Genomic DNA, 21,892 nt, shown 5'->3' on the forward strand with positions numbered 1-21,892 from the left:
TTTCCGCTGAGACACTCCGGACATGACCTACGTCGCCAGCGCTCGTGCCGTCTCCGACCTGGTACGGCGGATCGCCCCGGACGCCTGGGACGGGCCGGGGCTGGGCGCGTGGTCGGTGCGCGACCTGGTGGGCCACACGAGCCGCTCGCTGGTGACCGTCATCGAGTACTTCGAGCGTCCCGTCGAGCACGAGGAGCTGGCCGACGCGGCCGACTACTACGTCGCAGCGGCCGCGATGCTGGCCGTCGCGGACGGCAGCGTGGACGAGCGCGGCCGTGAGGCCGGACGCGCGCTCGGCGAGGACCCGGCCGCGCGCTTCGCCGAGCTGGTCGACCAGGCCGAGGCGGTCGCCGCCCGCACCGACCCGGACCTCGTCGTGCACACGATCTGCGGCGGGATGCGCGCGGCGGCGTACCTGCCGACGCGCACCTTCGAGCTCGTCGTGCACGGTCTCGACCTGTCCCGCGCCACGGGGCTGCCACTCGACCTCCCTCCCGGGGCGGTCGAGGAGGCCGTCACGCTCGCCGCGCGCGTCGCTGCACGCACCGGCAAGGCTCCGGACCTGCTCATGGCCCTGACCGGTCGTGAGTCGCTCGCCGCCGGCTTCTCGATCTTGTAGCTACAGCAGCGCCAGCCGCACGTCGCGCAGCACCAGCTCGCCCTCGGCGTCGGAAGCCGCGAGGTCGACCGTCGCCGTGACGCGCCAGTCGTGGTTGCCCTCGGGGTCGTCGAGGATCTGCGCGACGTCCCAGGTCAGCGTCGTCTCATCGACGACGAACAGGCCGGGTCCGCGCGCGTCCGGGCCGGTGCCGACGTCGGCGTGCTCGGCGAAGTAGTCGTCCAGCAGCTCCCACGCCTCCTCGCCGTCGAGCTCCACGAGCTCCTCGACCTGGCGCAGCGCGGCGAGCTCGACCCGCCGGAACAGCGCGTTGCGCACGAGCACCGTGAACGCCCGCTTGTTGGCGGTGAGCAGCGAAGGCTCGGGCGGGCGCAGCGGGTCCTGCTGCACGGGTACGGCGGACGGGTCGGTGAGCTGCTCCCACTCGTCGAGCAGCGACGAGTCGGTCTGCCGCACGACGGCGCCGAGCCACTCGACCAGGTCGTCCAGCTCGTCGGTGCGCACCCGGTCGGGCACGGTCTGCCGCAGCGCGCGGTAGGCGTCGGACAGGTAGCGCAGCACCAGCCCCTCCGACCGCGACAGCCCGTAGGCGGCGACGTACTCCTGGAACGTCATCGCCTGCTCCCACATGTCGCGCACCACCGACTTCGGCGACACCGGCGTCTCCGCGATCCACGGGTGGGTCCGCGCGTACATCTCGAACGTCGCGGTCAGCAGCTCCTCGAGCGGCTTGGGCCAGGTGACGTCGTCGAGCAGCTCCATCCGCTCGTCGTACTCGACGCCGTCGGCCTTCATCTCCGCCACCGCCTCGCCGCGCGCCCTGAACTGCTGCGCGAGCAGCACCTGCCGCGGGTCGTCGAGGGTCGACTCGATGACGGACACGACGTCGAGGGCGTAGGTCGCCGCCTCGGGGTCGAGGGTGTCGAACGTCGCCAGCGCGTACGTCGACAGCGGCTGGTTGAGCGCGAGCCGGTCGCCGACGTCCTCGACGACCCGGCAGCCGTCCTCGCCGCCGGACACCACGCCGGCCGTGATGAGCGACCGGTACTGCGCGACGGCCCGCCGCACCAGCCGCACCTGCGCGCGGCCGTCCTCGTGGTTGTCGCGCAGCAGGTGATGCATCGAGGCGAACGCGTCGCCGTCGCGCTGCAGGACGTTGAGGAGCATCGCGTGCGTGACCCGCATCCGCGACACCAGCGCCTCGGGCTCGGCCGCGACCAGCCGGTCGAAGGTGGCCTCGCTCCAGGTCACCTGCCCCTCGGGTGCCTTCTTGCGCTGCACCCGCTTGAGCTTCTTCGGGTCGTCGCCGGCCTTCTTCACCAGCCGGGCGTTCTCGACCACGTGGTCCGGCGCCTGCACGACGACGTGCCCGGCCGTGTCGTAGCCGGCCCGGCCCGCGCGCCCGGCGATCTGGTGGAACTCGCGGGCCTTGAGCACGCGCTGCCGCCGCCCGTCGTACTTCGTCAGCGCGGTCAGCACCACCGTCCGGATCGGCACGTTGATGCCCACCCCGAGCGTGTCGGTGCCGCAGATGACCTTGAGCAGCCCGGCCTGGGCGAGAGTCTCGACGAGCCGGCGGTACTTCGGCAGCATCCCGGCGTGGTGCACGCCGATGCCGTGCTTGACCAGCCGCGACAGGGTCTTGCCGAACCCGGTGCCGAACCGGAACGCGCCGATCAGCTCGGCGATCCGGTCCCGCTCCTCCCGCGTCGCGACGTTCACCGAGGTCAGCGCCTGCGCGCGCTCCAGCGCCGCCGCCTGGGTGAAGTGCACGACGTACACCGGCGCCTGGTTCGTCGTCAGCAGCTCCTCGAGCGTCTCGTGCAGCGGCGTCTCGGCCCACTCGTAGCTCAGCGGCACCGGCCGCTCCATCGACGAGACGACCGCGGTGTCCCGTCCGGTACGGCGGGTCAGGTCGTCGCGGAAGAACGCCACGTCGCCGAGCGTCGCGGACATGAGCAGGAACTGCGCCTGCGGCAGCTCGATCAGCGGCACCTGCCACGCCCAGCCGCGGTCGGGCTCGGCGTAGAAGTGGAACTCGTCCATCACCACCTGCCCGACGTCGGCGGCGCGGCCCTCGCGCAGCGCGAGGTTCGCGAGGATCTCGGCGGTGCAGCAGATGACCGGGGCGTCGCGGTTGACCGAGGCGTCGCCGGTCAGCATCCCGACGTTCTCGGGACCGAACACGTCGCAGAGCGCGAAGAACTTCTCGCTCACCAGCGCCTTGATCGGCGCGGTGTAGAAAGTGCGATCGCCCCGGGCCAGCGCGGTCGCGTGCGCGGCGAGCGCGACCAGGCTCTTCCCGGACCCGGTGGGCGTCGACAGGATCACGTTGCTGCCGGTCAGGACCTCCAGGAAGGCCTCGTCCTGCGCGGGGTAGAGCGTGATGCCCTGGTCGGCGGCCCAGCCGGTGACGGCGTCGTAGACCGCGTCGGTGTCGAGGTCGGCGTCGAGGTGGGGGGCATCGCCGTCGACGGGCGGGCGCGGCAGCAGGTCGGTGAGGGACATGAGGCGCCCATCGTCCCCGATGCGCGCCAGGGACGGACGCGGCGACCCCTGACGGGTGCCAGCCGAGGGGCCGCCGTCGCTGCCGTTCCTACTTCTTCTGCGAGGTGGTCAGCTTCTCGGGCAGCAGCCCGAGCTGGGCCATCATGGACCCCGTGTCGAAGTAGCTGCGCTGCCGCGCGATGAGCCCGTCGCGGAACTCGATCACGTCGCACAGCTTCAGGGTCATCGACCGGCCGGTCGCCGGGATGTCGCCCATGGACGTGGCGAGGGTCCCGGTGTGCGTGCCCTGCCCGGTGAACTCCACGACGACGGTGTCGCCGTCGCCGTGCACCCGGTCGACGGCCACCCGGCCGTCCGGGAAGCCGGTCGCCCAGTTCTCGTTGTACTTCCGCACGCCGTCCTTGCCCCGGAACACGTCGCCGGTGCCGACGATCGTCAGCTCGGCGTCGTCCGCGGCGTACTGGACGATCTCGTCGAACGCGCGCTCGTTCCAGCCGTCGTACAGCCGCCGAGCGATGGAAACGTTGTCTGCCATGCGAGCCTCCGCTCCGGCACCCGCCACCCACGAACCTAGGGGTCGGTCTGGTCCACGGCCATAGCGTGTTTGGGCCCTTGCCCCGGCGGAAACTCTCCCGGCACCGAGGCGAAGGAGGTGGGCCGTGTTCCCGTCCCGCTTCATGCCGTGCCCCGAGTGCGGCGGGTCCGTCGAGCGCGCCGAGCAGGAGAGCCACGCCTGCGACCCCGAGCGTCGCCTCGACTTCCGGATGTTCCTGCTGCGCGAGGAGATCCTCTCGTTCGAGCGGCAGTTCCACGAGTTCGCCGACACCCGCGACGGCCGCTTCGAGACCTGGGTCGCGTCCCGGACCGTCCGCGGCCGCCCCTGAGCACCGTCCCTACAGTGACCACGTGCGTATCGCCACGTGGAACGTCAACTCCGTCCGCTCCCGCATCAGCCGCGTCGAGGCGCTCGTCGAGCGCCACGACATCGACGTGCTCGCCCTCCAGGAGACCAAGGCCCGCGACGACCAGTGGCCACTGATGGGGCTGCAGGCGATGGGGTACGACGTCGCCACGCTCGGCTTCAACCAGTGGAACGGTGTCGCCCTGGTGTCACGCGTCGGGCTCGAGGACGTCCAGCGCGGCTTCTCCGGGATGCCCCAGTGGGGTGAGCCGCTCGCCGACGAGGCGCGCGCGATCGGCGCCACCTGCGGCGGCGTCCGCGTCTGGTCGCTCTACGTCCCCAACGGCCGCAAGATCGACGACCCGCACTACGTCTACAAGCTCGACTGGCTGGCCCGGCTACGCGACGCCGCGAAGCCCTGGCTCGACGCCGACACCGCCCTGGTCGGCGACTGGAACATCGCGCCGCTCGACGAGGACGTCTTCGACATGGCGGCGTACGCCAAGGACACCCACGTCACGCCGCCCGAGCGGGCCGCCTTCAAGGCCTTCCTCGACGACGGGTACGTCGACGTGGTCCGTCCGCACACGCCGGGCCCGGGGGTCTTCACGTACTGGGACTACTACCGCCAGCGCTTCGAGCGGAACCGCGGCATGCGCATCGACTTCGTCCTCGGCTCGCCGTCGCTCGCCGGCCGGGTCACCACCGCCTTCATCGACCGCGACGAGCGGGCCGGCCAGGGCGCGAGCGACCACGCCCCGGTGGTCGTCGACCTGGACTGACCGAGCGCCGCTCCCCGATCCTGTCGGCGGCCTCCGCCATCCTCGGGGCATGGATCTCGGTACGACGCTCTCGCTCCTCGTCACGCTGCTCGTCGGCGTCGCGATCGGCACCGGCGTGGGCTGGCTCCTCGCCCGCACCCGCGCCACCGGGCACGACGCCGCCATCGCCCGGCGCGAGATCGAGTCGCGTGCCGCCGACCACGCCGTGGTCCGCGAGGGGCTCGACCGGCTCCACGACCGCATGCGCGACCTCGAGCACCACCGCGTCTCGTGGCAGAGCCAGCTCAAGCAGCAGGTCGACGAGATGCGGCTCTCCACCGAGTCGCTGCGCCGCGAGACGTCGACCCTCACGACCGCCTTGCGGCGGCCCCAGGTCCGCGGCCGCTGGGGCGAGCTGCACCTCCGCCGCGCCGTCGAGCTCGCCGGCCTGGTCGCGCGCTGCGACTTCGACGAGCAGGTCTCCGTGCGCCACGACCCTTCGACAGGCTCAGGACACGGCGAGGCCGCCCTCCGGCCCGACATGGTGGTCCACCTCGCCGGCGGCAAGCAGGTCGTCGTCGACGCCAAGGTGCCGCTCGACGCCTTCCTCGACGCCACCTCGGCCGACGACGAGGAGGAGCACCTCGCCCACCTGCGCCGGCACGCCCGCCAGCTGCGCCAGCACGTCGACACGCTCGGCGGCAAGGCCTACTGGCGCGGCCTCCGGGCGACGCCCGAGTTCGTCGTGCTCTTCGTGCCCGGGGAGTCGTTCCTCTCGGCCGCGCTCGAGGCCGACCCCACGCTGATCGAGCACGCCGCCTCGCGCCAGGTGGTGCTGGCCACCCCGACCACGCTCATCGCCCTGCTCCGCACCATCGCCCACGCCTGGACGCAGGAGGTCCTCGCCGACCGGGTGCACGACATCCACGTGCTCGGCCGCGAGCTGCACGAGCGGCTCGCCACCATGGGCGACCACCTCGACAAGGTCGGCCGCGGGCTCACCGCCGCCGTCGCCGCCTACAACCGCGCGATCGGCTCGCTGGAGTCGCGCGTGCTCGTGTCGGCCCGGCGCTTCACCGACCTGGAGGTCACCCCCGACGCACTCCCCGCTCCCGAGCCGGTCACCGACGCCCCGCGCCAGCTCAGCGCGGCCGAGCTGCTCGACGCCGTCGCGGAGCCACGACCCGAGCTGCCCGACGCCGCCGACGAGGGGCCGCGGGGCGACAGCACCCCCCGACGCACCGCATGAGTCCCCCGGCGCGTCGCCACGACCGAGGACGCGCAGGGCCCTACCGTGGGCTGCGTGAGCAGCACGCGCACCGCTCGGAGGAGGACCCTCTGGGAGGAAGGGCGCCACCCTGGTCGCCTGATCCGCACGGTCACCGCCGCCGTGCTGCTCGTCGTCGCCCTCGTCGAGGCGACCGCGCTCGACTCGCTCGGCTGGATCTTCGACCTCACGTTCGTGGCGGTCTGCGTGGCGGCCGCACTGCTCGTCCGCCCGCGGGACTTCTTCGTCGTCGGGGTGCTCCCGCCGTTGAGCATGCTGGTGATCGTCGCGGTCCTCGCCGCGTTCGACCGCACGGCGGTGGCCGACCCGGGCGACGGCTTCGCGCAGGCGACCGTGTCCGGCCTGGCGCACCACGCGGGCGCGCTGGTCGTGGGCTACATCCTCACCCTGGGCCTGCTCGCGCTCCGCCAGGTCGCGCTCAAGAACGCCGGCGCGATCCGGCACGGCGCCCGCCCGCACGCACACGCACCGGCGGCCGACGGTCCCGCGACCGTGCCGCAGCAGCGTCGCGCGTCCGAGTCCGCGCGCCGGGTCGGCTGACCGACCCTCCGCTCAGCGCCCGCGGGTGCTCGACGAGAACGACGCCGCGCTGTGGCTGCGTCCCGACGACGCGGGACGCTTGCGCCCCTCCGAGCGTCCGCTGCCACTGGGCTTGCCCCCGCCGGTCGTCCCGGTGGTCCCGGTCTTCGCCGTCGTCCCGCGACCGGACGAGCCGCCGCGTCGCCGCCGCTGACCGCCGCGGCCGGTGGGCTTGGCGCCGCCGGCCGGCGTGCCACCGTTCGAGCGGCCGCCGGAGGGTGCCGGCCTCTCGGTGGGCGCGACGAAGCTGCGCTCCCCCGGTGCGATGTCCTGGAGCACGGCGTGCCCGACCGACACCCGGGTGATGGTCGGCTTGATGCCGGCCTTGCGGGTCAGCGCCCGGACGTCGGAGACCTGGGCGTCGAGCATCATCGTGACGACGGTGCCGGAGGCTCCGGCACGCGCCGTACGACCGGAGCGGTGCAGGTAGGCCTTGTGCTCGACCGGCGGGTCGGCGTGGACGACGAGGCCGACGTCGTCGACGTGGATCCCGCGCGCGGCGATGTCCGTCGCGACGAGGGTCGTCGCCCGCCCGGAGGAGAACGCCTCGAGGTTGCGGGTGCGCGCGCCCTGGGAGAGGTTCCCGTGCAGCTCGATGGCGGGGACGCCCCGGCTGTTGAGCTGGCGGGCCAGCGCCTTGGCGCCGTGCTTCGTCCGGGTGAACAGCACGGTGCGGCCGGGCGCGGCTGCGAGGTCGGTGATCACGTCGAGGCGGGCGGTCTTGTCGACGTGCAGGACGTGGTGGGTCATCGTGCCCACCGGCGAGCGGTCGGAGTCGACGCTGTGCACGACCGGGTCGTGCAGGTAGCGCTTCACCAGCACGTCGACGCCGGAGTCGAGCGTGGCCGAGAACAGCATCCGCTGGCCGCCGTCGGGGGTGCGGTCGAGGATCCGCTTGACGCCCGGCAGGAACCCGAGGTCGGCCATGTGGTCGGCCTCGTCGAGCACGGTGACCTCGACGGAGCCGAGGTCGACGTGGCCGGAGCGCATGAGGTCCTCCAGCCGGCCAGGGCAGGCGAGCACGACGTCGACGCCCTGGCGCAGCGCCTGGACCTGACGGTTGGCCTTGACACCGCCGAAGACGGTGGTCGACCGGAGCCCGAGCGCGTCCGCGAGCGGCGCCAGTGAGGCCTCGATCTGGGTGACCAGCTCGCGGGTCGGGGCGAGGACCAGCGCGCGCGGCCGGCCGGGGCGGGTACGCCGGGGACTGCCGGCGAGGCGGCTCAGCAGCGGGAGCACGAACGCGTAGGTCTTGCCCGAGCCGGTCCGCCCCCGTCCGAGGACGTCACGTCCGGCGAGCGAGTCCGGCAGGGTGGCGCTCTGGATCGGGAACGGCGAGACCAGCCCGGCGTCGGTGAGGGCCGCGAGCAGCGGGGCGGGCAGGTCGAAGTCGCCGAAGGTCGGCGTGGCGGTGGGTGCAGGGACAGAGGGGCGGCGATCCGCCATGGGGTGGCTCCGGTGCTAGAGAGGTCGGTCGTCCTGCCCGGCGCGGGATCGGTGCCCGCGGCGCTCGGTGGATGACGCGTCGAGAAGCGACCCGAGGCAGAACTGACGGGGCCGCTACCCCCACCCTACGGGGACTACGACGTCTGCGGGCCGTCACGGGACGGTGAGTCCCGTCACCCGCGCAGCGGCCTGGGCTCAGCCGCGTGCCTTCTCGGCGGCGCGGATGTCCCGGCGCAGCTCGGGCGGCAGCGCGAAGATCAGCGACTCCTCGGCGGAGTGCACGGCCTGCGCGTCGGGGTAGCCCCGCTCGGCGAGCCAGGCCAGCACGCCCTCGACGAGGTCCTCCGGCACCGAGGCACCGGAGGTGACCGAGACGTTGTCCACGCCGTCGAGCCAGGCCTCGTCGATCTCGGTGGCGTCGTCGACGCGGTACGCCGCCTTCGCGCCGGCCTCGAGCGCCACCTCGACGAGGCGCACGGAGTTGGAGGAGTTGCCGGAGCCCACGACGATGACCAGGTCGGCCGCGCGGGAGATCTCCTTGACGGCGATCTGGCGGTTCTGGGTGGCGTAGCAGATGTCGTCCGACGGCGGGTCGAGCAGCTGCGGGAACCGCTCGCGGATCGCCGCGACGATCGTCATCGTCTCGTCGACCGACAGCGTGGTCTGCGACAGCCAGGAGACCTTGGCCGGGTCGCGCACCTCGATGTCCGCGACGTCCTCGGGGGTCTGCACGAGCTGGATGTGGTCGGGGGCCTCGCCGGCCGTGCCCTCGACCTCCTCGTGGCCCGCGTGGCCGATGAGCAGGATGTCGTAGTCCTCACCGGCGAACCGGCGGGCCTCGTGGTGCACCTTGGTGACCAGCGGGCAGGTGGCGTCGATGGTCTTCAGCGAGCGTTGCTCGGCCTGCTGGTGGACCAGCGGGCTCACGCCGTGGGCGGAGAAGACGACGGTCGCGCCCTCGGGGACCTCGTCGAGCTCCTCGACGAAGACGGCCCCGCGCGACTCGAGGTTCGCCACGACGTGCTTGTTGTGCACGATCTGCTTGCGGACGTAGACGGGGGCGCCGTACAGGTCCAGGGCCTTCTCGACCGTGATCACGGCCCGGTCGACGCCCGCGCAGTAGCCGCGCGGCGCCGCGAGGAGCACCGAGCGCGCGGCGTCGGCGTCCAGGACGGGCGGGATCCCCAGGTCGGTGCTCATCCGACCATCGTAGGTGGTGGGCCTTAGGGTGCTCCCGACGACCGCGACCACTGCGACGGAGGGCACATGGGGCTGGAGACCACCTCCGAGAGCCCCGCGCCCGTCCGCCAGATCGCCAACGCGATCGCCCAGTGGATCGACCGGCTCGGCACGGTCTGGGTCGAGGGCCAGGTCGCCCAGATGAGCCGCCGCCAGGGCATGAACACCGTGTTCCTGACGCTGCGCGACCCGGTGGCCGACGTCTCGGTGCCGGTGACCTGCTCCCGGCAGCTGTTCGACTCGCTCAACCCACCGCTCGTCGAGGGCGCACGCGTGGTGGTGCACGCCAAGCCGTCCTACTACGCCAACCGCGGCACGCTGTCGCTGCGCGCCAACGACATCCGCATGGTGGGTCTCGGCGAGCTGCTCGCACGCATCGAGCGACGCCGCCAGCTGCTCGCCGCCGAGGGGCTGTTCGCGCAGGAGCGCAAGCGCCCGTTGCCGTTCCTCCCCCGCTGCGTCGGGCTGATCACCGGCGGCGGTTCGGCCGCGGAGCGCGACGTGCTGGAGGTCGCGCGCAGGCGCTGGCCGGCGGTGCAGTTCCGGGTCGTGCACACGGCCGTGCAGGGAACCCAGGCGGCCGGCGAGGTGATGCAGGCGCTCGGCCGCCTCGACCGCGACGACGAGGTCGACGTGATCGTGATCGCGCGGGGTGGCGGGTCGGTCGAGGACCTGCTGCCGTTCTCCGACGAGGGCCTGCTGCGGGCGGTGTTCGCGGCCCGCACCCCGGTGGTGTCGGCGATCGGCCACGAGCCCGACTCGCCGCTGCTCGACCTGGTCGCCGACCGGCGCGCGGCCACCCCCACCGACGCCGCCAAGACCGTCGTGCCCGACGTGGCCGAGGAGACCGACCGCATCCAGCACGCGCGGGTCCGCCTGCGCCACGTGCTCACCGCCTGGGTCGCGCGCGAGCAGCACGCCCTCGACACCCTGCGGGCGCGGCCCGCGCTCGCCGACCCCGCGAGCGGGCTGGCCGACCGGCTCGACGAGGTGCACCTGCTGCGCGACCGGGTCCGGCGCTCGCTGCGGCACCGGATCGAGCGGGCCGACGACGACCTCGAGCACCGGCTGGCCCGGGTGCGGGCGCTGTCGCCGCTGGCCACGCTGAGCCGCGGGTACGCCGTCGTGCAGGACGCCGACGGCCACGTCGTGACCTCCCCCGCGCAGACCGCGGCGGGAGCGGCCCTGACGATCCGGGTGGCCGACGGCCGCATCGGCGCCGAGGTCACCGACACCCACCACGAACCCACCGACCCACCCGACGCGACCCGAGGAGCATCCCGATGAGCAAGGCCGAGCCGACGGCGGAGCAGCTGCCGGACCTGTCCTACGAGGAGGCCCGCGAGGAGCTCGTCGAGGTGGTCCGCACGCTGGAGTCGGGCGGCGGCACCCTGGAGGAGTCGCTCGCTCTCTGGGAGCGCGGCGAGCAGCTGGCCCGGGTCTGCCAGTCCTGGCTCGACGGCGCCCGCCGGCGTCTCGACGCCGCGATGGCGGTCGACGCCCCCGACGAGGACGACGACGCGGACGCGGACGAGTAGGTCAGCGCAGCCGCGCGGCGAAGTCCGCGAGGGCTTCCTCCGGCACCTCGTGACCGACGACGAGCGTCGTCGTCTCCCCCGTCCCCAGGACCAGCGCGAGGTCGCCGCCGCTGTCGCTGAACGTCGACCAGGCGCGGCCGTCGACGTCGACCGGGTCGCCCTCGACCGCGTCCGGGTCGACGTGCTGCTCGACCATCGCGTCGACGGAGGAGGCCGACTGCTCGAGGCCCACGTAGCGGCCCTCGCCGGTGAGCAGCCCGAGGTGCCACGACGCGTTCTCGCCCGGGACGTAACGGGCCGACGTCGCCCGCCAGCCCTCCGGCAGGGTGTCCGGTGAGAGCACGTCGAAGCGGGCCTGCTCGCGCGCGTACTCCGCGGACTGCGCGTAGTCGACCGTCCGCACCGGGCTCGGCGGGTCGTTGCGGTTGAGGTCGCGGAACAGCACGAAGCCGATCACCACGACGACCAGGACGACCATCGCGCCGACCATGCCGGCGGCGGAGCGCTGGTAGCGGCCGGCCTGCTCACTCATGGTGCGATCCTCTCAGGGGGCCGGGGGCCTAGGCTTCGCCGGTGCCCGCACCGCTCGTCGAGACGGCCGCCGTCGTCGCCCTCGTCGCGATGCTTGCGGTCGCCTTCGCCCACCCCCCGGAGTGGGTCGAGGCGACGGTCGGGGCCTCGGCCGCGGCGGTCCTGCTCGCGCTCGGAGCGGTCGACCTCGACGTGGCCCGGGCGCAGGTGCTCGAGCTGCTGCCGGTCGTCGGGTTCCTGATGGCGATCCTGGTGGTCGCGTCGCTGTGCGCGGCCGAGGGCGTCTTCGCGGCGGTCGGGTCGCTCGTCGCCGCGCGGGCCCGCGGCCGACCGGTGCGGACGCTGACGATCACCTTCGTCACGGCGGCCGCGGTGACGGCGGCGCTGAGCCTCGACGCGACCGTCGTGCTGCTCACCCCCGTCGTCGTGGCGGCGGCGGGGTCGGCGCTGGTCGAGGCGCGGCCGTCGACGTACGCCTGCGTCCGGCTCGCCAACAGCGCCTCGTTGCTGCTGCCGGTCTCCAACCTCACCAACCTGCTCGCGCTGCCGTACCTGGACCTCGACTTCCACGCCTTCGCGGTGCTGATGGCACCGGTGTGGCTGGTGGTGCTGGCCGTGGAGTACGTCGGGCACCGGCTGTTCTTCCGCCGCGAGCTCGCCGTGCCGCCGCACCCCTCGTCGACGGTCGAGCCCCGGCCGCTGCCGGCCGTCCCGGTCGCCTACGTCGCCGCGATGCTCGTCGGGTTCGGGGTCGCCTCGCCCCTGGGCATCGAGCCGTTCTGGGTGGCCGCGGCGACGGCGCTGCTGCTGGCGGTCCACGCGCTGCGGCGCCGCCAGGTGCGGGTGCGGGAGGTGCTGCACGCGACGCACGCGTCGTTCGCGGTCTTCGTCCTGGGGCTCGGCGTGGTGGTCGCGGCGCTCGCGGACGGCGGCCTCGCCGACGTCGTACGGCGTGCGCTGCCGCACGACGCCACGCTGCCCTCGCTGCTGCTGGTGGCCCTCGTCGCGACCGTCCTGGCCAACGTCGTCAACAACCTCCCGGCCACGCTGCTGCTCGTCCCGCTGGTGGCCCCGCTCGGCACGGTGGCGGTGCTCGCCGCGCTGGTCGGGCTCAACGTCGGGTCGGGGCTCACCTACCCCGGCTCGCTCGCGAACCTGCTGTGGCGGCGGAGCCTGGTGCGGCACGGCGGGCCGGGCTCGCCGCGGCCGTCGGCGCGGACGTTCCACGCGCTCTCGTTCGCCGTCACGCCTCCCGCGCTGGTGCTCGGCGTGGTCGTGCTGTGGGCGTGGGGCGGGGCCTGGAGCGGCTTGGTCTCGTGAGGCCGTTCTCGGGCTAGAGTTCGGGGCATGACCGACGAGTCGCCGCAGCTGTCGCCCAGCCTGTCCGCGGCCCACGTGGCCCCCGACCGGAACCTCGCGCTCGAGCTCGTGCGCGTCACGGAAGCCGCCGCGATGGCGGCCGGCCGGTGGGTCGGCCGCGGCGACAAGAACGGCGCCGACGGCGTCGCGGTCAACGCGATGCGCGCCCTCATCTCGACGGTCGGGATGCGCGGCGTGGTGGTGATCGGCGAGGGCGAGAAGGACAACGCCCCGATGCTCTTCAACGGCGAGGAGGTCGGCGACGGCACCGGCCCCGACTGCGACGTCGCGGTCGACCCGATCGACGGCACCACCCTGACCGCCAAGGGCATGGCCAACGCGATCGCCGTCATGGCGGTCGCACCCCGCGGCTCGATGTACGACCCGTCGGCCGTGTTCTACATGGAGAAGCTCGTCACCGGTCCCGAGGCCGCCGACGTCGTCGACATCCGCTACCCCGTCGCCGAGAACATCCACCAGGTCGCCAAGGCCAAGGGCTCCGCGCCGGAGGACGTCACCGTCGTGCTGCTCGACCGGCCGCGCCACGAGGGCCTGGTCGAGGAGATCCGGCACACCGGCGCCCGGATCAAGTTCATCGTCGACGGCGACGTCGCCGGCGCGATCATGGCCGCCCGCCAGGGCACCGGCATCGACCTGCTGCTCGGCGTCGGCGGCACCCCCGAGGGCATCATCGCCGCCTGCGCGATGAAGTGCCTCGACGGCGTCATCCAGGGCCGGCTCTGGCCCCGCGACGACGAGGAGCGGCAGAGGGCGATCGACGCCGGCCACGACCTCGACCGCGTCCTGCTCACCGACGACCTGGTCACCAGCGACGACGTGTTCTTCGTGTCGACCGGCATCACCGACGGCGAGCTCATGGAGGGCGTGCGCTACCGCGCCGGTGGCGCGAGCACCCACTCGCTGGTGATGCGCTCGCGCAGCGGCACGATCCGGTCCATCCGGTCCGAGCACAAGCTCCGCAAGCTCAAGTCGTACGCCGCCGTCGACTACGAGCACTGAGGAGCGAGCTCGCGTGTCCGGACCCTTTCCGTTCGTCGTGGCCGGTGAGGCCCTCGTCGACGTGGTCATCCCGGTCGAGGGCGAGCAGGTCGACGCGCCCGGCGGCTCGCCGCTGAACGTCGCGGTCGGCCTGTCCCGCCTCGGCCTCGAGACCGTGCTGGTGACCCAGCTCGGCGACGACGAGTACGGCCACCTCGTCCGCAAGCACGTCGAGGACAGCGGGGTCGCGCTCGACGAGGGCAGCTGGATCCCGGGCCACCGCACGAGCTCGGCGACGGCGCACCTCGACGCCGCCCACGCGGCGACGTACGACTTCGACCTGGCCTGGACCCTCGGCCCGCGCACCCTGCCCGGCGGCGCCTGCGGCCTCCACGTCGGCTCGATCGGCGCCTCGCTGCGCCCGGGCCGCGACGCGGTGGTCGACCTGCTCGACCAGGCGGTGTCGGCCGGGCTGTTCGTCAGCTTCGACCCCAACGCCCGCCCGGCGTTCCTGCCGGAGACGGCGCAGGCCTGGCAGGACATGACCGAGGTCGCCGCGCACGCCGACCTGGTCAAGATGAGCGACGAGGACGTGCACGCGTTCGCCCCCGGCAGCACCCCGGCCGACGTGGCGGCCCACCTGCTCGGCGCGGGACGCACCAGGCTGGTCGTGGTGACCGAGGGCGGGGGCGGGGCCCGGGCGTTCAGCCGCACCGGCTCGGTCGCGGTGCCCTCCGAGCCCGTCGACGTCGTCGACACCGTCGGGGCGGGCGACTCCTTCATGGGCGCGCTCATCGCCGTGACACTCGAGTGGGGGCTCGACCTCGACGACGACCGGCTGACCGCCCTGCTCCGGGCGGCGCACGGCGTCGCGGGCATCACCTGCTCGCGCCGCGGCGCTAACCCGCCGACGCGTCAGGAACTGCCTGCAGGCTGGCCCGCCGGCTGAGCTCGCCGTCCCTCTGCGCGCGGGCGGCGGCGAGCGCGTCACCGACCAGGTCGAGCACGCCCGGGTCGAACGCCATCCCGAGGTGGCTGGTGCGCACCTCGACGGTGCGGGCCTGCGGGTCGAGGCAGCTGCGCCAGTCGACGATGCCGTCGCGCCGGGAGAAGACCGACGTGAACGGCGTGCCCGCCACCAGAGGTGCGCGCGCCTCGTCCCAGCTCAGCCGCGCGCACTCACCGGACGTGCAGTCGGCCCCCATCAGGCCGCCCAGCCCGACCCGCTGCAGCCGCACCAGGACGGCCAGGTCGAGCAGCAGCAGGGAGTGTGCGGCTCCCGGCGCCAGCAACGGACTGCCGAGCGTGACGATGCCCTCGATGAGGTCGGGCCGGCGCGCGGCGAGGCCGCGCGCGAGCAGGCCACCGAGGCTGTGGCCCACGATCGAGACCGGGCGGCCGCGCTTGGTCGCGATCTCCTCGACGCGCCGCTCCAGCGCCTCGGTGGCGTCGCGGGTGCAGCCGACGTTGGCGTGGATGGCCGAGCGGTACGTGCGGTGCCCCCGCCGCCGCAGGTGCCGCGCCATCAGGCTGAGGCTCCCGTCGCCGGCCATGAACCCCGGCACTAGCACCACCGGCGCCTGGCCGGGCTGCGGGCTGCGGGCGGCGTACGGCGTGTCGTGGCGGGCCAGCCGGTCGCGGGTGGAGCGGCCGACGAAGCGGGCCGCCTCGGTCACCGCGCTCCCCTCGCGGGCGATGGCGCGCAGCCCGCGCGGGCCGGCGAAGCCTGGCGGGCACAGAAAGGCGGCCATCGGAGAACTCACATATGTGACGGTAACCACATTCGCCCCATGCGAAACATCTAACAGGCGTATCCGGGCCGATCCAGGCGGAGGGCAACACCCTCTCGGCCGCCGACCGGGTGTAACTCCACGTCGATAGAATCGGGGCGATGTCGACGGCCCCGCAGACCAGCCCCACGGATCCCTGCCCGTCCCCCGAGCGGTTCGTCACGCTGCGGACACCCCAGGGCGACCTCGAGCTGTGCTACCAGACCTTCGGCGACCCGGCCGACGAGACGGTCCTCCTCGTCATGGGACTTGGCGGTCCGATGACCTGGTGGGACGCGGCGTTCTGCCAGCGCCTCGCCGATCGCGGCTTCCACGTGGTCCGCTACGACAACCGCGACACCGGCCGCTCCAGCCGGGTCCAAGGGCGGGTGACCCTCCCCGGGATCGTCGGGTCGTTCCTCGGCCGATCCGGCCCGCCGCCGTACACCCTCGTCGACATGGCCGACGACGCCTTCGGCCTGCTCGACCACCTCGGCAGCGAGCGCGCGCACGTGGTCGGCATCTCGATGGGCGGCATGATCGCCCAGACCATGACGGTCGCCCGACCCGGGCGGGTCCGCTCGCTGACCTCGATCATGTCCACCACCGGCCGGCGCACGGTCGGCTGGCAGGACCCGCGCCTGCTGCCGATGTTGGTCGCCCGCCGCGCACACACCCGCGAGTCGTACGTCGCCGCATCGGCCCGGCTGTGGAAGGTGATCGGCTCGCCGCTCTACCCCGACCGCGCCGAGGACGTCCAGGAGCGGGCCGGCGAGACCTGGGACCGGGGCGTGAGCGCCTCGGGCGTGGCGCGGCAGATGAAGGCCATCCTGTCCGCCCCCGACCGGACCCGCCCGCTCCGCGACCTCGACGTCCCGTCCCTGGTCATCCACGGCACGAGCGACAGGATGGTCCACGTCTCGGGCGGCCGGGCGACGTCCCAGGCGCTGCGAGGCTCCGAGCTGCTGCTCGTCCCGGGCATGGGCCACGACGTGCCCAAGGACCTGCACGTCACGTTCGTCGACGCGATCGAGCGCACGGCGCGCCGGGCGTCCTGACCCCGGGTGGTCAGTCGGGCACCGACGCCACCAGCTCGTCCAGGGCGTCGGCGAGGTAGCCGACCATCTTCCACACGTCCGGCACCATCTCGCGGCAGGCGATGAAGCCGAAGTCGAGGTGGCCGTCGTAGGAGAACAGCGTGATGTTCAGACCGCCGGTCATGTCGGTGACGGCCGAGACCGGGTAGATCCCCTCGACCCGCGCGCCGGCGACGTACAGCGACCGCTGCGGGCCGGGCACGTTGCTGACGAACAGGTTGAAGGGCACACCGGGCAGCGTCGCCAGGCGGAACAGAGCCCGCGCGGCGAGACCGGACAGCGCGGTCGGGATGGCCGTCGACAGGTCCTGCAGCAAGGTCGCCGGGACCGCCTGGAAGTGCCGCTTGGCCTGCAGCATCGACCGGCGCATCGACTCCGCGCGCTCGACCGGGTCCGCGACGTCGGTCGGCAGCGCCGCGACCATGACCGAGACCTGGTTGCCGAGCTCGCCCCGCTGGTCCTTGGTGCGCACCGAGACGGGTACGGCGGCCACCAGCGGCGACGTCGGCAGCGCGTCGTGGTCGAGCAGCCAGCGGCGCAGCGTGCCGGCGGTCAGCGCCATGACCACGTCGTTGACGGTCATCCCGTAGTGGTTGCGCACCCGCTTCACGTCCGCCAGCGGCACCGACCCGAAGGCGAACCGCCGGTGCGCGGTGATCGGCCCGTTCAGCGGCGTGCGCGGCGCGCGCAGGTCACGGGCGTCGAGGTCGGGCACGTGCTGGCCGAGCGCGCGGCCGACCATGCCCGCCGTGGTGCTGACCAGGCGGACGCCGGGCACGCCGGCGGCGCCGGGGAGCTGGTCGAGGTAGCTCAGCGACTTCGGCACGCTGCGCACCACCTCGAGCGGGTTCATCGCCAGCGAGCGAAGCCCCCGCCCGACCAGGTCGACCGTCGACGGCATCGGCCGCGGCACGAACGGCTCGGCCTCCGGCTCGACCTCGCGCGGCTCCGGCGTGAGGTCCATGATCGTCTCGATGATCTCGGAGCCGGAGACGCCGTCGATCGCGGCGTGGTGGATCTTGGAGTAGAACGCCGCCTTGCCGTCCTCGAGGCCGGTGATGACGTAGCCCTCCCACAGCGGCCGCGACCGGTCGAGCTGGCGGGCGTGGATGCGTGCGACCTGCTCGCCGAGCTGCTCCCGGCTGCCCGGTGACGGCAGCGCGAGCTCGCGCAGGTGGAACTCCAGGTCGAAGTGCGGGTCGTCCACCCAGTACGGCCGGCCGAGGCCGAGCGGCACCTCGACCAGCCGCTGCCGCAGCGGCGCGGCGAGGTGCAGCCGCGGCTCCAGCAGGTCGCGGACGGTCTCGACGTTCCACACGCCGCCCGGCGCCGTGGCCGGGTCGACGACGATGAGGCTGCCCACGTGGCCGACGGTGGTGGGCGACTCGACGTTCAGGAACTGCGCGTCGAGCGACGAGAGCTGGCGCATGCTCCCCTCCTCTGGGGTGGTCGCTGAGACGACGACGCCCGGGCCCGGCGTGGCCGGGTCCGGGCGTCGAACGGTATCTGGCTACTCGCTGAGGCGCGCGCCGGACTCGGTGTCGAACACGTGCACCTTGGCCGGGTCGGTCGTGACGTAGAGCGTCTCGCCCTTCTGCACGGAGTCGCGGGCGCTGACCCGGATGATGATGTCGTGCGGGGTGCCCTCGACGCCGCTGGTGCCGTAGACGAAGCCGTCGGCGCCGAGCTCCTCGACGACGGTGACGGTGACCGGGAGGCCGCCGTCGTTCTCGCCGACGATGCGCCAGGCCTCGGGCCGCACGCCGACGGTGACGTTGCCCTGCATCTTCTTCGCGGCGGTCGGGTCGACCGGCACGTGGTAGTTGCCGAGCTTGACCTCGCCGTTGTCGGCGACGCCCTCCATGAGGTTCATCTGCGGGGAGCCGATGAAGCCGGCGACGAACAGGTTGGCCGGCTTGTCGTAGAGCCGCAGCGGGGTGTCGACCTGCTGGAGCTCGCCGAGCTTCATGACCGCGACCCGGTCGCCCATCGTCATGGCCTCGACCTGGTCGTGGGTGACGTAGACGGTCGTGACGCCGAGGTCGGACTGCAGCTTGGCGATGTCGGTGCGGGTCTGCACGCGCATCTTCGCGTCGAGGTTCGACAGCGGCTCGTCCATGCAGAACACCTGCGGCTGGCGCACGATCGCGCGTCCCATGGCCACGCGCTGGCGCTGACCACCGGAGAGGGCCTTCGGCTTGCGCTCGAGGTACTCGGTCAGCCCGAGGATCTTCGCGGCGTCGTCGACACGCTTGCGACGCTCGTCGGCCGGGACCTTGGCCATCTTCAGCGCGAACGCCATGTTGTCGGCGACGGACATGTGCGGGTAGAGCGCGTAGTTCTGGAAGACCATCGCGATGTCACGGTCCTTGGGCGGGACCTTCGTGACGTCGCGGTCACCGATGAAGATGTGACCGGAGTTGACCTCCTCGAGGCCCGCCAGCATGCGCAGCGTCGTGGACTTGCCGCAGCCGGAGGGGCCGACGAGGACCATGAACTCGCCGTCCTCGATCTTGAGGTCGATGCCCGGGACGGCCGGGCTGTCTGCGCCGGGGTACCAGCGTTGGGCCTTCTCGAAAGTGATCGTGGCCATGGGGTAGTGCTCCCTTCACCGGCAGGTACGTGCCGGACGATCCGTAGTGAAGTGACGGCGCTCACAGTAGCGGCACGGTCGTCGACCGCGCCATCAGCGGGCCCGCAGGACGGACGTACCCCGCGCCACGGGCATCGGAACCCGGACCACGCTCGGGCCCTGCTCCTTGGTGTCGAGCAGCATCTCCACCGCCCGCGCCCCGAGGTCGGCGTACGGGATCGCCACCGACGTCAGCCTCGGCCGCAGCCAGCCGGCCAGCTCGGAGCCGTCGAACGACACCACGGACACGTCGTCGGGCACGACGAGCCCGTGCTCGGCCAGCGCCTGGAACGTGCCCAGGGCGACCCGGTCGTTGAGGCAGACGAGGCCCGCGGCGCGGCCGCCGTCACGCAGGAACCCGTCGACGACGTCGAACGCCGGCGCGACGTCCCACGGGCACGAGAGCACGCCGGCCAGGTCACGGCCGGCCTCGCGCAGCGCGTCCCTGATCCCGTCGAGCCGCAGCGGTCCGGCGAGCGAGCCGCCCTCGCTCGACATCTCGCCGACGACGTGGATCTCGCCGGGCACCTCGCCGGCCAGCAGCTCGGCGACGGCGGTTCGGCCGCCTTCGTACTCGTCGGGCAGCACCGCGGGCAGCTGGGTGGCCCGGTCGACGCAGTTGAGCAGCACCACCCGCTGCTGGCGCAAGGGGCGCGGCACGCTCACCTCGGACGTGGCCAGCGTGGCGTAGATGATCCCGTCGACGTGCCGGTCGAGCATCTCCTCGACGAGCAGCGCCTCGAGCTGCGGGTCGCCCTGCGACTCCCCGATGACGATCAGGTGGGCGAGCATCCGCGCCGCGGCGCTCGCACCGGTGAGCATCTGGCTCGCGAAGGAGCCGCCCGCGACCAGGTCGGAGATCACCCCGACGGTGCGGGTGGTCGAGGTGCGCAGGCTGCGCGCGCTCGGGTTCGGCCGGTAGCGCAGGTCGGCCGCCGCCTTCAGCACCCGGTCCTGTGTCGCCGGCGCGATCCGCATCTGCGCCGACCGCCCGTTCAGGATGTACGACGCCGTGGTCGCCGAGACCCCGGCCCGACGGGCCACGTCGCTCAACGTGGACTTGCGCACGGTCGCCACCGCCGCACCACCTCCCCTCCGCGTCCACCCGCGAGTCGGCCCGGACGTCGCGACGGAAGCGCGGGATCCGGGCAGGAAGAAACGGTTGGGTCACCGTTCCGCCACGAGATGTCCTGATCCTTGACACTCGTCCGACGGTGACGCCATGATCCTGCTGATTCGATTCAGCATGTGGTGAGGGTCACACTACGCCCAGCCGACGCACGTCGTCCAAGGGCTCACCAACCGAGGAGGGCACATGAATTTTCGCGCCAACCGGGTCCGGCGTGGCGTGGCGATCGTCGCCACAGCCGGCGCCGCACTCACGCTCACCGGCTGCCTGGGCAGCGGGTCGGGTGGCGGAGGCAGCGAGGACGACACCGTCACGATCTGGACGAGCATGGACGCGCCGATCGTCGAGGGGCTGGAGAAGAGCCTGGGCGAGAAGGCCGACGAGGCCGGCATCGACGTCAAGTGGGAACGCGTCACCGGCATCGACAAGCTGATCATGACCAAGCTCAACGCGAGCGACAAGCCGGACATCGCGATCGTGCCGCAGCCCGGCGTCGTCGCCAACATCGTCAAGCGCGGCGGCGCCCAGCCGCTCGACGACGTGGTCGACATGGGCGCTCTCCAGGACAGCATGCTGCCGGGCATCGTCGACGCCGGCATGGTCGACGGGAAGTACTACGGCCTGCAGGTCAACGCCAACGTCAAGAGCCTGGTCTTCTACCCCAAGAAGGCTTGGGACGCGGCCGGCTACGAGGCCCCGGAGACGCTCGACGACCTCGAGGCGCTGACCGAGCAGATCAAGAGCGACGGCACCCCACCCTGGTGCCTGGGCATCTTCTCCGAGGGCGCGGTCGGCTGGCCGGCCACCGACTGGATCGAGGACCTCGTGGCCCGGGTCGGCGGCGAGGACACCTACAACGGCTGGGTCGACGGCGAGGTCAAGTTCAACTCGCCCGAGGTCAAGGAGGCCGCGACCTGGTTCGAGGACACGGTGCTCGCCGAGGGCAACGTGCTCGGTGGCCGGCGCGGCGTCGCCAGCATCGACTTCGGTTCGGCCGGCAACCCGATGTTCGAGGACAAGCCCGGCTGCTGGATGTTGAAGCAGGGCACGTTCATCACCGGCTTCTTCCCGGACGACGTCCAGAGCAACCTGGACGAGGAGGTCGGCGTCTTCGGCTTCCCGCCCATGGAGTCCGGCGGTGAGAACTACGTCGTCGGCGGCGGCGACCTCGCCACCATGCTCAGCGACGACGACAACACCAAGGAAGTCATGAAGATGCTGTCGGAGACCGACGTCGGCGCCGAGGCGGCCAAGACCGGTGCTTACATCTCCCCGCACCAGGACTTCGACCCGGAGGCGTACCCGAACGAGATCATGAAGACCGCGTACACCACCGCGACCGAGGCCAACGCCTTCCTGTTCGACGGTTCGGACCAGATGCCCGGCGAGGTCGGCGCGGGCACGTTCTGGAGCGAGATGACCGCCTGGGTGACCGGCGACACGGACCTCGACACGGCGCTGCAGAACATCGACGACAGCTGGCCCGCCAGCTGACGT

21 protein-coding genes are annotated in these 21,892 nt (G+C 72.8%); 12 read left to right on the plus strand and 9 right to left on the minus strand.

The window, feature by feature from the left end:
• The first annotated feature begins 22 nt into the window (after window positions 1-22).
• The gene (locus tag ETU37_RS04575) at window positions 23-619 is read left to right on the plus strand and encodes a maleylpyruvate isomerase family mycothiol-dependent enzyme (protein WP_129985763.1); all 597 of its coding nucleotides are present in this window, start codon (window positions 23-25) and stop codon (window positions 617-619) included.
• Here ETU37_RS04575 and ETU37_RS04580 read toward each other — a convergent pair whose 3' ends face one another.
• Together ETU37_RS04580 and ETU37_RS04585 are read right to left on the minus strand one after the other, a co-directional pair.
• Window positions 620-3,127 carry a DEAD/DEAH box helicase gene (locus tag ETU37_RS04580; protein WP_129985765.1) on the minus strand — a complete coding sequence of 836 codons (2,508 nt, stop codon included), beginning with the start codon at window positions 3,125-3,127 and terminating at the stop codon, window positions 620-622.
• Window positions 3,128-3,215: 88 nt separating this feature from the next.
• Window positions 3,216-3,662, minus strand: a complete 447-nt coding sequence (locus ETU37_RS04585; RefSeq protein ID WP_165372403.1) for an ester cyclase — start codon at window positions 3,660-3,662, stop codon at window positions 3,216-3,218.
• 124 nt (window positions 3,663-3,786) lie between these two features.
• Between ETU37_RS04585 and ETU37_RS04590 the strand changes: the two genes are divergently transcribed.
• From ETU37_RS04590 to ETU37_RS04605, 4 genes are read left to right on the plus strand one after another with little or no spacing between them, the layout of a single operon-like run.
• Window positions 3,787-4,011 carry a hypothetical protein gene (locus tag ETU37_RS04590; RefSeq protein WP_129985769.1) on the plus strand — a complete coding sequence of 75 codons (225 nt, stop codon included), beginning with the start codon at window positions 3,787-3,789 and terminating at the stop codon, window positions 4,009-4,011.
• A 22-nt stretch (window positions 4,012-4,033) separates the two neighbouring features.
• Entirely contained in the window at window positions 4,034-4,810 is a 777-nt protein-coding gene (locus tag ETU37_RS04595; protein WP_129985771.1) for an exodeoxyribonuclease III, read from the plus strand.
• Between the two features lie 49 nt (window positions 4,811-4,859).
• The gene (locus ETU37_RS04600; RefSeq protein WP_129985773.1) at window positions 4,860-6,038 is read left to right on the plus strand and encodes a DNA recombination protein RmuC; all 1,179 of its coding nucleotides are present in this window, start codon (window positions 4,860-4,862) and stop codon (window positions 6,036-6,038) included.
• Window positions 6,039-6,092: 54 nt separating this feature from the next.
• The gene (locus ETU37_RS04605; protein ID WP_206053720.1) at window positions 6,093-6,617 is read left to right on the plus strand and encodes a DUF6542 domain-containing protein; all 525 of its coding nucleotides are present in this window, start codon (window positions 6,093-6,095) and stop codon (window positions 6,615-6,617) included.
• A gap of 12 nt (window positions 6,618-6,629) precedes the next feature.
• Here the strand turns inward: ETU37_RS04605 and ETU37_RS04610 are convergent, their stop codons facing one another.
• Window positions 6,630-8,102: a DEAD/DEAH box helicase gene (locus ETU37_RS04610; protein WP_129985775.1), complete on the minus strand. Its 1,473-nt coding sequence runs from the start codon at window positions 8,100-8,102 to the stop codon at window positions 6,630-6,632.
• 195 nt (window positions 8,103-8,297) lie between these two features.
• Window positions 8,298-9,302: a 4-hydroxy-3-methylbut-2-enyl diphosphate reductase gene (locus tag ETU37_RS04615; RefSeq protein ID WP_129985777.1), complete on the minus strand. Its 1,005-nt coding sequence runs from the start codon at window positions 9,300-9,302 to the stop codon at window positions 8,298-8,300.
• Between the two features lie 66 nt (window positions 9,303-9,368).
• Between ETU37_RS04615 and xseA the strand changes: the two genes are divergently transcribed.
• Window positions 9,369-10,628 carry an exodeoxyribonuclease VII large subunit gene (gene xseA / locus ETU37_RS04620; protein WP_129985779.1) on the plus strand — a complete coding sequence of 420 codons (1,260 nt, stop codon included), beginning with the start codon at window positions 9,369-9,371 and terminating at the stop codon, window positions 10,626-10,628.
• Window positions 10,625-10,879, plus strand: coding sequence for an exodeoxyribonuclease VII small subunit (locus ETU37_RS04625; RefSeq protein ID WP_129985781.1), 255 nt, complete (start codon window positions 10,625-10,627; stop codon window positions 10,877-10,879). Before xseA ends, ETU37_RS04625 begins: the two co-directional genes overlap by 4 nt.
• A gap of 1 nt (window position 10,880) precedes the next feature.
• On the opposite strand, the gene ETU37_RS04630 is transcribed toward ETU37_RS04625, so the two are convergent.
• Entirely contained in the window at window positions 10,881-11,411 is a 531-nt protein-coding gene (locus tag ETU37_RS04630; RefSeq protein WP_129985783.1) for a DUF4245 domain-containing protein, read from the minus strand.
• Window positions 11,412-11,452: 41 nt separating this feature from the next.
• Between ETU37_RS04630 and ETU37_RS04635 the strand changes: the two genes are divergently transcribed.
• Genes ETU37_RS04635 through ETU37_RS04645 form a run of 3 tightly spaced genes read left to right on the plus strand, consistent with a single transcriptional unit; the run spans window position 11,453 to window position 14,717 of the window.
• Window positions 11,453-12,730 (plus strand): SLC13 family permease, encoded by a 1,278-nt coding sequence (locus ETU37_RS04635; protein WP_129985785.1) that lies wholly within the window; start codon window positions 11,453-11,455, stop codon window positions 12,728-12,730.
• Between the two features lie 27 nt (window positions 12,731-12,757).
• Window positions 12,758-13,789 carry a class II fructose-bisphosphatase gene (gene glpX, locus ETU37_RS04640; protein ID WP_129985787.1) on the plus strand — a complete coding sequence of 344 codons (1,032 nt, stop codon included), beginning with the start codon at window positions 12,758-12,760 and terminating at the stop codon, window positions 13,787-13,789.
• 13 nt (window positions 13,790-13,802) lie between these two features.
• A complete protein-coding gene (locus ETU37_RS04645; RefSeq protein WP_129985789.1) occupies window positions 13,803-14,717 on the plus strand; it encodes a carbohydrate kinase family protein in 915 nt (304 codons plus the stop codon).
• On the opposite strand, the gene ETU37_RS04650 is transcribed toward ETU37_RS04645, so the two are convergent.
• Entirely contained in the window at window positions 14,668-15,531 is an 864-nt protein-coding gene (locus tag ETU37_RS04650) for an esterase/lipase family protein (protein WP_129985791.1), read from the minus strand. The genes ETU37_RS04645 and ETU37_RS04650 overlap by 50 nt on opposite strands.
• A 128-nt stretch (window positions 15,532-15,659) precedes the next feature.
• On the opposite strand from ETU37_RS04650, the gene ETU37_RS04655 reads away from it, so the two are divergent.
• Window positions 15,660-16,595, plus strand: a complete 936-nt coding sequence (locus ETU37_RS04655; RefSeq protein WP_129985793.1) for an alpha/beta fold hydrolase — start codon at window positions 15,660-15,662, stop codon at window positions 16,593-16,595.
• Window positions 16,596-16,605: 10 nt separating this feature from the next.
• Here ETU37_RS04655 and ETU37_RS04660 read toward each other — a convergent pair whose 3' ends face one another.
• The 3 genes from ETU37_RS04660 to ETU37_RS04670 all read right to left on the minus strand — a co-directional run bounded on the left by ETU37_RS04660 (window position 16,606) and on the right by ETU37_RS04670 (window position 20,343).
• A complete protein-coding gene (locus tag ETU37_RS04660) occupies window positions 16,606-18,063 on the minus strand; it encodes a WS/DGAT/MGAT family O-acyltransferase (protein ID WP_129985795.1) in 1,458 nt (485 codons plus the stop codon).
• Between the two features lie 81 nt (window positions 18,064-18,144).
• A complete protein-coding gene (locus tag ETU37_RS04665) occupies window positions 18,145-19,227 on the minus strand; it encodes an ABC transporter ATP-binding protein (protein WP_129985797.1) in 1,083 nt (360 codons plus the stop codon).
• A 93-nt stretch (window positions 19,228-19,320) separates the two neighbouring features.
• A complete protein-coding gene (locus ETU37_RS04670) occupies window positions 19,321-20,343 on the minus strand; it encodes a LacI family DNA-binding transcriptional regulator (RefSeq protein WP_206053721.1) in 1,023 nt (340 codons plus the stop codon).
• Window positions 20,344-20,581: 238 nt separating this feature from the next.
• Between ETU37_RS04670 and ETU37_RS04675 the strand changes: the two genes are divergently transcribed.
• A complete protein-coding gene (locus ETU37_RS04675) occupies window positions 20,582-21,889 on the plus strand; it encodes an ABC transporter substrate-binding protein (RefSeq protein ID WP_129985799.1) in 1,308 nt (435 codons plus the stop codon).
• Window positions 21,890-21,892: the final 3 nt, after the last annotated feature.

Source organism: Nocardioides iriomotensis (assembly GCF_004168035.1).
Classification (GTDB): domain Bacteria; phylum Actinomycetota; class Actinomycetes; order Propionibacteriales; family Nocardioidaceae; genus Nocardioides_B; species Nocardioides_B iriomotensis.